Below are 13,166 nucleotides of genomic sequence, written 5' to 3' on the forward strand. Positions count from 1 at the left end.
TTACTGCCATTCGACCCGGAGAAAAGCAACGTGGATGCCTCCGAAGACCGGCCGGTTTTTGCCGCCGAACTGACCGCTCACCGCTCGCTGAGTGCTAAGGGTTTTCGCGTGTTGCTCGGCGTGTCCGGCGTCGTTTGTTTATTCTACGGCCTGTTCTTCATGGTGAGCGGCGCCTGGCCGGTTGGGCTATTTTTCGGGCTCGATTTTTTGTTGCTCTATGGTGCCTTCCGACTGAATTATCGCTCCGGCCGAGCGCGCGAGGAAGTGACGGTGACCCGCAGTTACCTGTCGATCCTAAAGATTTCGCCGGCGGGAAAAGCGGTGGAGCATCGGTTCAACCCGTTCTGGGCGCGTTTTGGCGTGAACCGCCATGAGGAATTCGGCATTACCGGCATGTATGTGACGGGTGAGGGCAGGCGCACGGATGTCGGTTCTTTGCTCAACCCGGATGACCGCGAGAGTTTTGCCAAGGCTTTTAAGGGCGCGCTTGCCACGGTGAAGCGCAGAATCTAGCGGGTAATCAAGCGATACCGCAAGAAACGGGTGGTGTTGGCGGCCGCATGCCGCCATCTTCCGGACAAAGGAGAGATGCCATGAACGCTCTTGCAAAGATTTCCAGCCCGGCCGTGGATGTGACGCCGGAGGGCATGGATTACGACACGGTGCGCCGGGTGATCGAGTTGATCACGCTCGATTATCGTGCTCAGCCGTCGCTCGACGCCATTGCCGCCGACCTTGGTCAGTCGCCGACGCAGTTGCAGAAGGTTTTTACACGTTGGGCCGGACTGTCTCCAAAAGCATTTCTGCAAGCGGTGACGCTGGATCATGCCAAGCGGCTTCTGGGTGTGGAAGGGCTGCCGCTGCTGGAAACCTCCTATGAGCTTGGCTTGTCCGGTCCCGGCCGTCTGCACGATCTTTTTGTCACCCACGAGGCGATGTCGCCGGGTGAGTGGAAGGCCAGGGGCGGCGGGCTGACCATCCGTTACGGCTTTCATCCGTCTCCGTTCGGGCGGGCGCTTGTCATGGCCACCGATCGCGGCCTTGCCGGTCTCGCCTTTGCCGATGGCTTTGAGGACCAGCAGGCCTGTCTCGATGACATGACCCGGCGCTGGCCGAATGCCGTTTATGTGGAAGATGCCGGAGGGACGGCGGATTACATCGTTCGCGTCTTCGACCGTTCGCAGTGGTCGGCGGAACGGCCCTTGCAGATCGTGCTGATCGGCACCGATTTTCAGGTGAAAGTCTGGCGCAGCCTTTTGAAAATTCCGTTCGGCAAGACGGTGACCTATTCGCATGTGGCCTGCGATATCGGCCAGCCGACGGCGAGCCGTGCAGTAGGGGCTGCGGTCGGCGCCAACCCGATTTCCTTCGTCGTGCCCTGCCACCGTGCTGTCGGCAAGAGTGGTGCGCTTACCGGTTATCACTGGGGCCTGACCCGCAAGCGGGCGATCCTCGGCTGGGAGGCCGGCAACGTCTGATATCTGACGGGCGGATGCCTTCAGCATCCTGTCAGCTTGGCCTTCTATCCGCTTCTTCACCGGCAGATTTTCCTGCATGAAGGTGAAGGAGCGGATGGCATGGTTTTCAAAACCTGGTGGCGAAAAACCATTGTCCGGCGTGTCGGTGCTGGCGTGCTCGCCTGCGTTCTGGTCGGTGGCGGTTATCTTGGTTTCCTGCAGATCAGCGGCAATTTTCACACCGTCATCGCCGGTGAACTCTACCGTTCGGCACAGCCGTCACCGGGACAGATCGAGCGGTATGTGCAGCAATACGGCATTCGCACCATCGTCAACCTGCGCGGTGAAAACGAAAACCAGTCCTGGTATGCCGATGAGGTGGCCACGGCCCGCAAGCTGGACATTCGCCATATCGATTTCGGCATGTCCGCCTATAAACGGCTGACCGGCCCGGAGGCCGACAGGCTGGTGGCGCTTTTGAAGGATGCGCCAAAACCCATTCTCATCCATTGCCTGTCGGGCGCCGATCGTACCGGGCTTGTGTCCGTGATTTACAGCAATCAGGTGGCCGGACTGCCGGAAGCGCAGTCGGAACGGCAGCTTTCCATCCTGTTCGGTCATGTCGGTATTCCGCTGATTTCGGCGGCTTACGCGATGGATGAAAGCTGGCATCAGCTGGAGCGGCATTACCGCATCGAAGGGTAGGCACATCCTTCAGTTTCGCCGAAGAATGTGCCCTTGCCTTCAACGTAAGACGAACCGCGTTTTACACGCCGAGGGCGAGAAATGAAAAATGGCGATCCGAGCGGCTGCCGCTGGCGTCACCGGTGATGGCGGTGATGCCGTTTTCGCTGACCATCGGGAAAACGACGTTGTCGAGCGGGTTCTGGTTATCGCCTCCAAAAAGGACCTGTGAGCCCATGACAGTCGGCAATACCTTATAAGGCAGTCCGAACTGAATGCCATAAATACCGGTATCCACACGCTTTACTGTTACTTGTTCGCTGCTTGCAAGAACGTTGCCGTTGGGATCTATCGTGGCCCAGATAAACCGCAGTCCATCCATCTTCATCTTCCCCCTGTGAAAAAAATGTGATTCATGATCACGTCGGGAGATTGCGATACGTGCCGCAATAAAGTCAACCAGTGGTTGCTTTCGGTGGTGTTTTTATTTCCTGCAAAAAGCAATGTCAGGTTGTCACGACGCGGTCTGTTCGCCGCTTTCCGTCAACCGCAACAACTCCATTGCCGCCGCTTCATCGGTGATCAGCGTATTGCAGCCCACGCGCCGGATGGTGGCGCGGATGGCGGTGGCGCGGTGGGCGCCGCCGGAGGAGAGCACGACGTGTTTTGCCTTTTTCAGCGTGTCGAGATCGATCGACATCACGCGCTCGTTGAGCTTGTGATCGACCGAGTTTCCATCCGCATCGAGAAAATTGAACATCGTGTCGCAGACGCAGCCGGCAGAGATCAGCCGGTCGAGCTCGGCCTTCGAAATAAACCCTTCCGACAGCGAGGTCGAATGTGGGCCGATATCGCCGCAACTGACGACGGCGAGGTCGAGATTTTCGGCGAGATCATAGACGGCATCGAGGCCGCATTTTTCGATCAGTGCGCGTTTGGTGGCGACGCTGTCGACCAGAAGGGGCGCGAGGAACATGAAACATTCCGCCCCCAGCTGGCCGGCAAAACGCCAGGTGAAATCGATGGGATTGGTTTTCTGCACCGCGACGATGCCGCCGAGCAGCGACACCACCTTGCAGTTTTCCCGGCGCGGCGGGCGAAAGCTGGAAAGCGAGGCCGTCATGGTGCGGCCCCAGCCGACACCAATGGTCATGTCGTTCTGGATGACCTCGGAGAGGAATTGACCCAGCGCGAGGCCGACGGCACTGGCGAGCGCCTCGGCGCTGTCATCCTTGGGGGCAGGCACGACAACCGCTTCGTCCAGCCCGTAAGCGCGCTCCAGCCGGGTTGCGAGTTCCAGACAGCTATCGACGCCTTCGCTGATCCAGATCTGCACTTCCGAGCGTTTCATCGCCTCGTCCAGCATGCGGATGACGGTGGAGCGGCTGATGCCGAGGCGCTCGGCCACATCCTTCTGTGTGAGGCCCTGATTGTAATACAGCCAGGCGGCGCGCAGGCGCTGCGAGCTCGAATCCGAAACGGTGGTATGGGTGTCGCGTCTGAGTTTGGCCAAGGCATCCTCGCTTTTGCCCGCAGGCGCACTATCTCGTGTCTATGCCATGATATCGTCATGGATGGAACATATGTCAAATCAAGAAGACAAATGTCTTGACTTCTCACCCCGCCCCGGATCTTATCCATTTAACTGTCCAGGGATCGGAAACGCCCGTGGGGCGTTGGGTTTTCAAAAGCGAGGATTTTCCGGATGACATCGAAACTAGAGCAGCTGCGCGCCATGACCACCGTTGTCGCCGATACCGGTGACATTGAAGCCGTTGCACGCCTGAAGCCGGTGGATTGCACCACCAACCCGTCCATCGTCCTGAAGGCGATCAACACTTCCATCTTCGCCGACAAGGTGAAGGAAGCCGTTGCCTGGGGCCGCAGCCAGGGTGGCAATGAAGACGCCGTCGCCGCAGCCGTAGCCGACCGTCTGGCTATTGACGTGGGTGCCGCACTCGCCGCCATCGTTCCGGGCCGCGTTTCGACCGAAGTCGATGCCGACCTGTCCTTCGATACCGAAGCCTCGATCAAGAAGGCCCACGAGATCATCGCCGCCTACAAGGCACGCGGCATCGAGCGTGAGCGCATTCTCATCAAGCTGGCCTCCACCTGGGAAGGCATTCGCGCTGCCGAAAAGCTGCAGGCCGAAGGTATCGATTGCAACCTGACGCTTCTCTTCTCCCACGCCCAGGCCGTTGCCTGTGCCGATGCCAAGGCATTTTTGATCTCGCCCTTCGTCGGCCGTATCCTTGACTGGTACAAGAAGTCGACCGGTCAGGACTACACCTCGGAAACCGATCCGGGCGTTGTTTCGGTGCGTTCGATCTACAATTACTACAAGGCCAATGGCATCAACACGATCGTCATGGGCGCCTCGTTCCGCAATGTCGGCGAAATCGAAGCGCTGGCCGGTTGCGACCGCCTGACGATTGCGCCGAACCTGCTCGACGAGCTGGACAAGGCCGAAGGCACGCTGGAGCGCAAGCTGTCGCCTGAAAAGTTCGAGGCCGTTGCCCCGATCAAGATGGACGAAAAGACCTTCCGCTGGATGCTGAACGAAGACCAGATGGCGACCGAAAAGCTCTCGGACGGTATCCGCCTGTTCGCCAAGGATCTGGTGGCTCTGCGCGATCTGGTGAAGAAGGAACTGCAGCTGGCTGCTGCGTAAGGTCCAACGGTCGTCATGCTCGGGCCTGTCCCGAGCATCTGCAACGCAGCGGGTTTGGCGGCGTGGTTGGATCCTAGGGACAAGCCCTAGGATGACGGTTTAGCGGATGCGATATGAACAAAGGCCCGCCAATGGCGGGCCTTTCTGCGTTCAACTGGCTGACACTCTTTTCGCTGTCACTACCGTCTTCACGAAGGCCAGAATGAACACGACCGTCATCGACAACACGATGGTCGGGGCAGGGGCGCTGTCGAGGAAAAAGGCGAGATAGATGCCGAAAAGCGAGCAGCCGAGCGCGACCGCGACCGCCGTGATCATCATCGTCGTGAACCGGCGCGTGAGCAGGAAGGCGATGGCGCCGGGGGCGACAAGAAGGGCGACCGAGAGGATGATGCCGATCGCTTTTAGCGCGCCGACAACCGTCAGAGACAGCACGGCAAGCAGGCCGTAATGCAGGATGCGCGTCGACAGGCCGATGGCTTTTGCATGCTGTTCGTCGAAAGCGTGGACGAGCAGGTCCTTGCGGAAGATGAGAAGGAAGATCGTTGAGGCAATCGCGATCAGCGTCGTTTCGATGAGGTCGGACGGCAGAATGCCCAGCATGTCGCCGAACAGGATGTGGTCGAGATGCACATCGGCCTGCACGTTGACGTATAGCACCAGGCCCAGGCCGAACATGCCGGAAAACACGATGCCGAGCACGGTGTCTTCCTTGATGCGGCTGTTTTCCTTGAGGAAACCGGTCGCAAGCGCGCAGACCATGCCAGCCACGAAAGCGCCGATGGAAAGCGGGATCGCGAGAATATAGGCGATCACCACGCCCGGCAGGACGGCGTGGCTGACGGCATCGCCCATCAGCGACCAACCCTTCAGCACCAGAAAGCATGAGAGGATGGCCATCGGCAGCGCGATCATCAGCGTCACGGCAAAGGCGGTGCGCATGAAATCGATCTGGAAGGGGAAAAGCAGGAGGTCGATCGTATCGCTCATTGTGCTGCCTCCAGAGATGCTTTCAGGCGGCGGCGCGAGGCGAGCATGCCGTGTTTGGGGGCGAACACGAAGGCGATCAGGAATATCACCGTCTGGGCGACGACGATGATGCCGCCGGTGGCGCCATCGAGGAAATAGGAGAGGTAAGCGCCGAGAAAACTGGTGCCGGCACCGATGGCGAGCGCCATCAGGATGACGCGCTGAAAGCGGTCGGTGAGCAGATAGGCCGTGGCGCCGGGTGTCACCACCATGGCGACGACAAGGAAGGCACCGACCGTCTGCATGGCGGCGACGGTGGAGGCGGCGAGCAACGCGAAAAACATCACCTTCAGCGCATCGGGTCTGAGGCCGATGGTGCGGGCGTGGTTTTCATCGAAAAAGGCGACCATCAGGTCTTTCCACTTCAGCGCCAGCACGATGAGGCTGACGGTGCCGATGATGATCAGCTGCAGTGTATCGCCGGGGGAGATGGCGAGAACATTGCCCATGACGATGGTCTGGATATCGACCGACGTGGGCGACAGCGAAACCATGAACAGGCCGAGGCCAAAGAAGGAGGTAAAGATCAGGCCGATGATCGCATCTTCCTTGAGCCGTGTGCGCTGGTTGAGGAAAAGCATGGCGAGAGCGGCGAGCCCGCCTGAGAGAAATGCGCCGATGGAAAAGGGAAGGCCGAGCATGAAGGCGCCGGCAACGCCGGGGACGATGGAGTGGGAGAGGGCATCGCCGATCAGCGACCAGCCCTTCAGCATCAGATAGGCGGACAGGAAACCGCAGACACCGCCGACAAGGGCCGAAACCCAGATGGCGTTGAGCATGTAGCCGTAGGTGAAGGGTTCAAGAAGCGTCTGGAGCATTTTTGGCCTCCGTCTGCTTTTCCTTGCCGTTGCCATAGGTGACAAAGGGGCGCTCGTCGTCGGTAAACACCTTTACGTGGCGCGGGTCTTCATCGTCATGCAGGTCGCGGCCGCCGAGAATGAAGTGGCGCAAAACGCCGCCAAAGGCTTTTTCCAGATTGGCTTCGTTGAACGTGTCCTCGGTTCGGCCATAGGCGAGGACCGTGCCCTTGACGAAAACCGTGCGGTCGCAGAAATCCGGGACGCTGCCGAGATTGTGGGTGGAGACCAGCATGACGCGGCCTTCGTCGCGCAGCGCTTTCAAAAGCGCGATGATCTGCTCCTCGGTTGTCACGTCGACGCCGGTAAAGGGTTCGTCGAGCAGGATGACCTGCCCCTCCTGCGCCAGAGCACGGGCAAGAAACACACGTTTGCGCTGACCGCCGGAAAGCTCGCCGATCTGGCGTTTTCTGTATTCCTCCATGTTCACCCGCTTCAGGGCCTGGGTGACCATCTCGTGGTCACGGCGTGAAGGAATGCGGAGAAAATTCATGTGGCCGTAGCGACCCATCATCACCACGTCCTCGACAAGGACGGGGAAATCCCAATCGACTTCTTCCGATTGTGGAACATAGGCGACGAGGTTCTTTTTCAACGCCTCGCGGGCGGTCATTCCGAGGATCTCGACCGAACCTTCGTTGACCGAGACAAAGCCCATGATGGCCTTGAAAAGCGTGGATTTGCCGGCGCCATTGACGCCGACGAGTGCGGTGATCGTGCCCTTGGGCACTTCGAAACTGGCATGTTTCAGCGCGGTGTGGCCATTGCGATAGGCGACGCTGACATTATCGAGGCGGATGCCGGTAGCCGTTGGTTTGGTCTTGCCCATCATCATTGTGCAAGACCCTTGGCAATTGTTTCGGTGGTCACCCGCAGGAGGTCGAGATAGGTCGGGACCGGGCCGTCGGATTCCGACAGCGAGTCCACATAAATGACGCCGCCATAGGATGCGCCGGTTTCCGAGGCCACCTGTTTGGCCGGCTTGTCGGACACGGTGCTCTCGGAGAAGATCACCTTGACGTTATGCTCCCGCATGGCGTCGATTACGGAGCGCACCTGCTGCGGCGTGCCCTGGCTGTCGGCATTGACCGGCCAGAGATAAAGCTCCTTCAGACCGAAATCGCGGGCGAGATAGGAAAACGCGCCTTCGCTCGTGACCAGCCAGCGGTGGTCTTCCGGCAGCTTTGCCAGCGCATCGCGGATCGGCTGAGTCTGGGCGCGGATCTTGTCCGTATAGGCCTTTGCATTGGCGGCATAGGTTTCGGCATTGGTCGGGTCGATCTCGGTCAGGCCCTTGCGGATGTTTTCAACGTAGATGACGGCATTTTCCGGCGACATCCAGGCATGCGGGTTGGGCTTGCCCTCGTAAGAGCCACCGGCAATAGGCATCGGGGTGATGCCATCCGAAACGGTGACATTCTTCACGTCGCCAAGATTCTGCAGGAACCGTTCGAACCAGAGTTCAAGATTGAGGCCGTTGCGCAGCACCAGATCGGCATCGCGTGCGCGCAGGAGATCGCGCGGCGTCGGCTGGTAATTGTGGATTTCGGCACCCGGCTTGGTGATGCTTTCGACCGTTGCGGCATCACCGGCAACGTTCTTCGCCATATCGGCAATGATGGTGAAAGTGGTGACGACTTTTGGCTTTTCCTGCGCGATCGCGGTGAAGGGCAGGGCGAGAAGGCCAAAACCAAGGCATGCAATTCTCAAAAGGGACATGGAAACCGTTTCTGCTGTTGCAAGTCATTTGCAAGTAAGACTAGCGCAGATTTTGATCCTGTCAATGCTATTGCGAATTATTCGCAATAAGCAGCCATCCGAATGGTGGCTTCGGGTTTGCCGCCTGTTCCACGGGGGTGTGAGCGGAACGGGTACGGGGCAGGGTGGTGCCAAAAAAGCGGCTGTCTGCGCCATTCCGGCACGGATACAACCAATATTGGCAGCATTTTCGCGTGGAAAACATTAGCGAATTAAAGTTTCCTCAATAGGAATAGGTGAGTATCGGCTCTGTATTCCAGATGTGTAGTGAGTAGTTGGGGTAGACCATGCCGGGGCTTGGTACGTGAAAGGCATCAAGATCCGGCTCTCGCGCAAGCTTGCCCTGATCCTGGGTGGCATCGTCGTGCTCGGCGGTGGCAGCGGTGCGGCAGCGCTTTACGCCAGCCATGCCGGTTATCTCGGCTCCTCTTCCGCCAATATCAATGGCCTCACCTGTTCCACCGTGCAGACGGTGAAGATCAAGCGCGATGATCAATACTGGGTGCGCAAATATGTTGTTGCCGATACCGGTGACGGTCCGGCGCGCATTCGCACCGCCGTGCGGGTGGCCAAGGCTGTGCAGAAGTCGGAAAAGGCCGATCTCGTGCAGGTTGCCATTCTCGACAAGTCCGGCCCGACCGACCGCGCCGCCATGCGCGGCCGCGCCATTGGCGCGCAGGTCATCTACACACCCGATCCTTCAAAAGTGCCCGATGGTGTGATGAACCATCCGCTCGCCGCTTTCTATCTCGATGGCACGGCCGATGCGACAGGCCAATATTACGGCATGCGCGTCGATCTGCCCTACGAGGATATCGACGGCATGGCAGCCAGCCTGACGGATTTTGCCGATTGCATCGAGCCGGTGGTTGCCGGTGCCGAGGGCGGGCATGGCGGTTCCGCGAAAGCCAAGGGCGGCGAAAGTGGCCATGGTGGCGGTGAGGCTTCCGGTCATGGCGGTGGTCATGGCGAAACACCGGCCGCCGAAAGCCACGATGCCGCGCCGGCCGAAGGGCATGATGCGCCTGCTGCCGAAGGACACGGGCCGCCAGATGGCGGCGAAGTGGTTGCCTCGACACCGCAGGAAAAGGGTTTTATTGCCTCCATCACCGGCATGTTTTTTGGTGACAAGAAAGACGAAGCGCCGGTTATCGATGAAAACACGACGGCGGCGGCCGGTGAGCATGCGGCGGACAATGCCGGTCATGAGGCCAAGGCAGCTGAGCCAAAAGTGACCGAACCGGCGGGGCATTGAGGCCTCCTCCGTCATCCTCGGGCTTGACCCGAGGATCTGCAATTGCCTGATATTGTTGATGTGATTAGATCCTCGGGACAAGCCCGAGGATGACGAAATGTCATGAAACGAAAATGGCGCCGCTTCGTCAGCGACGCCGTTTTCGTTTGCTGGGCCGAGACGCGCACCCCGCGGATGCGCGTTCCCAAAATGACCTCAGTCCGCCTTGGCCTTGCGGGCCGGGAAGAGGATGACGTCGCGGATCGACGGGGCGTTGGTGAGCAGCATGGTCAGGCGGTCGACGCCGATACCAAGGCCACCGGCCGGCGGCATGCCCTGGTCGATCGCATCCAGGAACTCGTCGTCCAACTGCTTGTCCTTTTCGCCACGGGCATGGGCCTGTTCCAGCTGCTCGACCATGCGCTTGCGCTGCTCTTCAGGGTCGTTCAGTTCGGAGAAGGCATTGCCCAGTTCCCAGGCGTTGCAATAGGTCTCGAAACGCTCGACGAGGCGCGGTTCGCCCGGCACTTCCTTGGCGAAGGGCGAAATGTCCTTCGGGAAATGCGTGACGTGGCTCGGCTGGATCAGCGTGCCTTCCACCTTCTCTTCGAAGATGAAGGCGAGGCATTCGCCCCAAGTCCAGTCCTTTTCGACTTCGAAACCGGCAGCCTTGGCGGCGTCACGGGCTTCCTCGTCGGTCTTCATGGCGAGAAAATCGATGCCGGTGACGTCCTTGACGGCGTCGGGCATGGGCACGCGCTTGAACGGGCCCTTGAACGACATTTCCTTGTCGCCGTACATGAACTCGGTGGAGCCGTGGATCTTGACCGCCAGTTCGGCGAACATGCGTTCCACGAGGTCCATGATGTCCTCGTAATCGGCATAGGCCCAGTAGCATTCCATCATGGTGAATTCAGGATTGTGCCGGGTGGAAACGCCTTCGTTGCGGAAGTTGCGGTTGACCTCAAAAACCTTGTCGGTGAGGCCGGAAACCAGCGTGCGCTTCAAAAACAGTTCCGGCGCGATGCGCAGGTACATGTCCTGCTTCAGCGTGTTGTGGTGGGTCTTGAACGGATCGGCCGTTGCACCGCCATAGACGGAATGCAGCATCGGCGTTTCGACTTCCATGAAACCGTCTTCTTCCATGAAGCGGCGGATGCCGGAGACGATTTTTGAGCGCTGCTGGAAACGCAGCTTCGATTCCTCGTTGCTCATGATGTCGAGGTGGCGCTTGCGATAGCGGATCTCGACATCGGCAATGCCGTTCCACTTTTCCGGCATCGGCAGCAGCGACTTGGTCAGCATGGTGATTTCGCGGGCGCTGATCGACAGTTCGCCACGCTTGGTGCGGCGCACGATGCCGGTGACGCCGATAATGTCGCCGAGGTCGATCATGGCCAGCATGTTGCGGGCTTCTTCGGGCGTCACATCCTTGTGGGAAAAGATCTGGATCTTGCCGCCGGCGTCATGGATATCCATGAACATGCCCGAGTTGCGCGAAGAATAAACGCGACCGGCAACGGTGACGACATCGGTCGTTTCGACGTCGGCCTCGAGGTCCTTGTATTTCTCCGCCAGTTCCGCGTTGGTGATGGTGCGGTGGAAATGCGCCGGATAAACGTCGCCGATGGTTTCGCGCAGCTTGGCAAGTTTTTGCGCGCGCACTTCGGTGGCGTCGGAGGAGAGGGCGGTTTCGGTCTTGGTGTCGGTCATGGTTGTTCGCCTTTAAGGGCTGTGTTCGTTGGGGTTACCGGGTGCATTCTGGCGCCGTGGGGACGAAACCTCTCCGCATCCGTCATCCTCGGGCTTGACCCGAGGATCTAATCACATTTCCGCCGGGCCGCCCCGCCTCATCCTTAGCTACCCTTGCAGATCCTCGGGTCATCCTCGGGTTTAACCCGAGGACGAGGATGACGGCTGAGAGCGAAGCGGCGTCTGCGCAAAATTGCCACCTGGGCAATTACTTTCCGCCGCCCACCATGGACGAAACGACAGTGGCCGCAATCTTCAGGCGCTGGCGCACCACCGAACGGCCAAGGATCGCCATCGAATCGAACAGCGGCAGCGAACGCGACGAACCGGACATGGCGATGAACAGCGGCGGCGTGACGACGCGCAGCTTCTTTTCCAGCTTGTCGGCAACGGCGCGCAGTTCGGCGTCGATGGCTTCCACGTTCCATTCGATCATCTTTTCGATGTCGGCCTGAACCGTGTTGATGATCAGCAGCGTATCTTCCGGCGAGGTTTTGAGGCCCGCAAACGAGGCAGGCGTCAGGTTGACGTCGGCGGCGAGCAGGAAGCCGGCGAGGTTCGGCAGGTCGCCCAGCTTGGTGATGCGGCTCTGCGAATGTTTCAGGCCTTCCGTCAGGCGGGAATTTTCCATCGCCCATTCCAGCGTGCGGGCAACGAATTCTTCCGGTGACAGCTTTTCGCGCAGCCAGCGGCCGTTCAGCCAGTCGAGCTTCTGCAGGTCGAAGATCGCGCCGGCCTTGGAGAGTGCTTCCGGGTCGAACTTGCCGATCAGCTCTTCCATGGTCAGCAGCTCTTCGCCTTCGGCGATCTGCACGAAGAACAGGCCCAAAAAGTTCATCAGGGCTTCCGGCAGGTAACCCAGAGCGGAATAGTAGCTGATGGAGGTCGGGTTCTTGCGCTTCGACAGTTTGGACTTGTCGGCATTGCGCATAAGCGACAGGTGCATCCACACCGGCGCTTCCCAGCCAAAGTAGCGATACAGCAGGATGTGCTTCGGCACCGATGCCAGCCACTCCTCGCCGCGCGCGACATGGGTGATCTTCATCAGGTGGTCGTCGATGACGTTGGCCATGTGATAGGTCGGCATGCCGTCGCCCTTGATGAGCACCTGCATGTCGACCGAATCCCACGGGATCGACACGTCGCCGTAAACGCCGTCGGTGAAATCGCAAGAACCTTCGGTCGGGATTTTCATGCGCACGACGGAGCCTTCGCCGGCGGCCATCTTGGCGGTTACTTCCTCGGCGCTATAGCGCAGGCACAGGCCATCGTATTTCGGCGGCTTGCCGGCGGCGCGTTGGCCTTCGCGCATCTCATCCAGCCGCTCTGGTGTGCAGAAGCAGCGGAAGGCATGGCCCTTGTCGAGCAGGTCCTGAGCGTAAGGCTGGTACATGTCCTTGCGCTCGGACTGGCGGTACGGGCCGTAAGGACCGCCGACATCCGGGCCTTCCGCCCATGTCAGGCCGGTCCATTTCAGCGCATCGAGAACGCGCTCTTCGAATTCCAGCGTCGAGCGGGTGGCATCGGTATCTTCGATACGCAGGATGAACTCGCCGCCATGCTTCCTAGCAAAAAGGTAGTTGAAAAGGGCGATATAGGCGGTGCCGACATGGGGTTCGCCGGTCGGCGAGGGAGCGATACGGACGCGCGGGGTCGGATGGATCATTGTGCTGCTCTTTTTCAAGGCGCGCTGCCCGCAGAGATCGGGCGGCGCCAAGCCTGTT

Annotated in this window: 13 protein-coding genes; 5 read left to right on the forward strand and 8 right to left on the reverse strand. The window is 59.6% G+C overall.

Going from position 1 to position 13,166, the window contains the following annotated elements:
- Nucleotides 1-30 precede the first annotated feature (30 nt).
- From J2T09_RS03775 to J2T09_RS03785, 3 genes are all read left to right on the forward strand, one after another.
- A complete protein-coding gene (locus J2T09_RS03775; RefSeq protein WP_306831246.1) occupies nt 31-513 on the forward strand; it encodes a DUF2244 domain-containing protein in 483 nt (160 codons plus the stop codon).
- Nucleotides 514-593: 80 nt separating this feature from the next.
- Entirely contained in the window at nt 594-1,478 is an 885-nt protein-coding gene (locus J2T09_RS03780; RefSeq protein WP_306831249.1) for a bifunctional helix-turn-helix domain-containing protein/methylated-DNA--[protein]-cysteine S-methyltransferase, read from the forward strand.
- 99 nt (nt 1,479-1,577) lie between these two features.
- The gene (locus tag J2T09_RS03785) at nt 1,578-2,162 is read left to right on the forward strand and encodes a dual specificity protein phosphatase family protein (RefSeq protein ID WP_306831251.1); all 585 of its coding nucleotides are present in this window, start codon (nt 1,578-1,580) and stop codon (nt 2,160-2,162) included.
- A 61-nt stretch (nt 2,163-2,223) separates the two neighbouring features.
- On the opposite strand, the gene J2T09_RS03790 is transcribed toward J2T09_RS03785, so the two are convergent.
- Together J2T09_RS03790 and J2T09_RS03795 are read right to left on the reverse strand one after the other, a co-directional pair.
- Nucleotides 2,224-2,523: a hypothetical protein gene (locus J2T09_RS03790; RefSeq protein ID WP_306831253.1), complete on the reverse strand. Its 300-nt coding sequence runs from the start codon at nt 2,521-2,523 to the stop codon at nt 2,224-2,226.
- Between the two features lie 132 nt (nt 2,524-2,655).
- On the reverse strand, nt 2,656-3,654 hold the full coding sequence (locus J2T09_RS03795) for a sugar-binding transcriptional regulator (protein WP_306831255.1): 999 nt from the start codon (nt 3,652-3,654) through the stop codon (nt 2,656-2,658).
- Between the two features lie 192 nt (nt 3,655-3,846).
- Between J2T09_RS03795 and tal the strand changes: the two genes are divergently transcribed.
- Nucleotides 3,847-4,812 carry a transaldolase gene (gene tal, locus J2T09_RS03800; RefSeq protein ID WP_306831257.1) on the forward strand — a complete coding sequence of 322 codons (966 nt, stop codon included), beginning with the start codon at nt 3,847-3,849 and terminating at the stop codon, nt 4,810-4,812.
- Between the two features lie 150 nt (nt 4,813-4,962).
- On the opposite strand, the gene J2T09_RS03805 is transcribed toward tal, so the two are convergent.
- From J2T09_RS03805 to J2T09_RS03820, 4 genes are read right to left on the reverse strand one after another with little or no spacing between them, the layout of a single operon-like run.
- On the reverse strand, nt 4,963-5,802 hold the full coding sequence (locus tag J2T09_RS03805) for a metal ABC transporter permease (protein ID WP_306831259.1): 840 nt from the start codon (nt 5,800-5,802) through the stop codon (nt 4,963-4,965).
- Nucleotides 5,799-6,659, reverse strand: coding sequence for a metal ABC transporter permease (locus tag J2T09_RS03810; protein WP_306831261.1), 861 nt, complete (start codon nt 6,657-6,659; stop codon nt 5,799-5,801). Before J2T09_RS03810 ends, J2T09_RS03805 begins: the two co-directional genes overlap by 4 nt.
- Entirely contained in the window at nt 6,640-7,533 is an 894-nt protein-coding gene (locus J2T09_RS03815) for a manganese/iron ABC transporter ATP-binding protein (RefSeq protein ID WP_306831264.1), read from the reverse strand. Before J2T09_RS03815 ends, J2T09_RS03810 begins: the two co-directional genes overlap by 20 nt.
- Entirely contained in the window at nt 7,530-8,417 is an 888-nt protein-coding gene (locus J2T09_RS03820; RefSeq protein WP_306831266.1) for a metal ABC transporter substrate-binding protein, read from the reverse strand. Before J2T09_RS03820 ends, J2T09_RS03815 begins: the two co-directional genes overlap by 4 nt.
- A gap of 343 nt (nt 8,418-8,760) precedes the next feature.
- Between J2T09_RS03820 and J2T09_RS03825 the strand changes: the two genes are divergently transcribed.
- Nucleotides 8,761-9,711, forward strand: coding sequence for a hypothetical protein (locus tag J2T09_RS03825; protein WP_306831268.1), 951 nt, complete (start codon nt 8,761-8,763; stop codon nt 9,709-9,711).
- 195 nt (nt 9,712-9,906) lie between these two features.
- Here the strand turns inward: J2T09_RS03825 and lysS are convergent, their stop codons facing one another.
- Nucleotides 9,907-11,403, reverse strand: coding sequence for a lysine--tRNA ligase (gene lysS / locus J2T09_RS03830; protein WP_306831269.1), 1,497 nt, complete (start codon nt 11,401-11,403; stop codon nt 9,907-9,909).
- 247 nt (nt 11,404-11,650) lie between these two features.
- Nucleotides 11,651-13,108 (reverse strand): glutamate--tRNA ligase, encoded by a 1,458-nt coding sequence (gene gltX / locus J2T09_RS03835; protein ID WP_306831271.1) that lies wholly within the window; start codon nt 13,106-13,108, stop codon nt 11,651-11,653.
- Nucleotides 13,109-13,166 lie beyond the last annotated feature (58 nt).

The sequence above is a fragment of the Neorhizobium huautlense genome, assembly GCF_030811685.1.
Lineage (GTDB): Bacteria > Pseudomonadota > Alphaproteobacteria > Rhizobiales > Rhizobiaceae > Neorhizobium > Neorhizobium huautlense_A.

What these genes read in the sequence shown, in the direction of transcription:
- J2T09_RS03780 (WP_306831249.1), top strand. Translation starts at nt 594, where the DNA reads ATGAACGCTCTTGCAAAGATTTCCAGCCCGGCCGTGGATGTGACGCCG.
- J2T09_RS03785 (WP_306831251.1), top strand. Translation starts at nt 1,578, where the DNA reads ATGGTTTTCAAAACCTGGTGGCGAAAAACCATTGTCCGGCGTGTCGGT.
- J2T09_RS03790 (WP_306831253.1), bottom strand. Translation starts at nt 2,523, where the DNA reads ATGGATGGACTGCGGTTTATCTGGGCCACGATAGATCCCAACGGCAAC.
- tal (WP_306831257.1), top strand. Translation starts at nt 3,847, where the DNA reads ATGACATCGAAACTAGAGCAGCTGCGCGCCATGACCACCGTTGTCGCC.
- J2T09_RS03805 (WP_306831259.1), bottom strand. Translation starts at nt 5,802, where the DNA reads ATGAGCGATACGATCGACCTCCTGCTTTTCCCCTTCCAGATCGATTTC.
- J2T09_RS03810 (WP_306831261.1), bottom strand. Translation starts at nt 6,659, where the DNA reads ATGCTCCAGACGCTTCTTGAACCCTTCACCTACGGCTACATGCTCAAC.
- J2T09_RS03815 (WP_306831264.1), bottom strand. Translation starts at nt 7,533, where the DNA reads ATGATGATGGGCAAGACCAAACCAACGGCTACCGGCATCCGCCTCGAT.
- J2T09_RS03820 (WP_306831266.1), bottom strand. Translation starts at nt 8,417, where the DNA reads ATGTCCCTTTTGAGAATTGCATGCCTTGGTTTTGGCCTTCTCGCCCTG.
- lysS (WP_306831269.1), bottom strand. Translation starts at nt 11,403, where the DNA reads ATGACCGACACCAAGACCGAAACCGCCCTCTCCTCCGACGCCACCGAA.
- gltX (WP_306831271.1), bottom strand. Translation starts at nt 13,108, where the DNA reads ATGATCCATCCGACCCCGCGCGTCCGTATCGCTCCCTCGCCGACCGGC.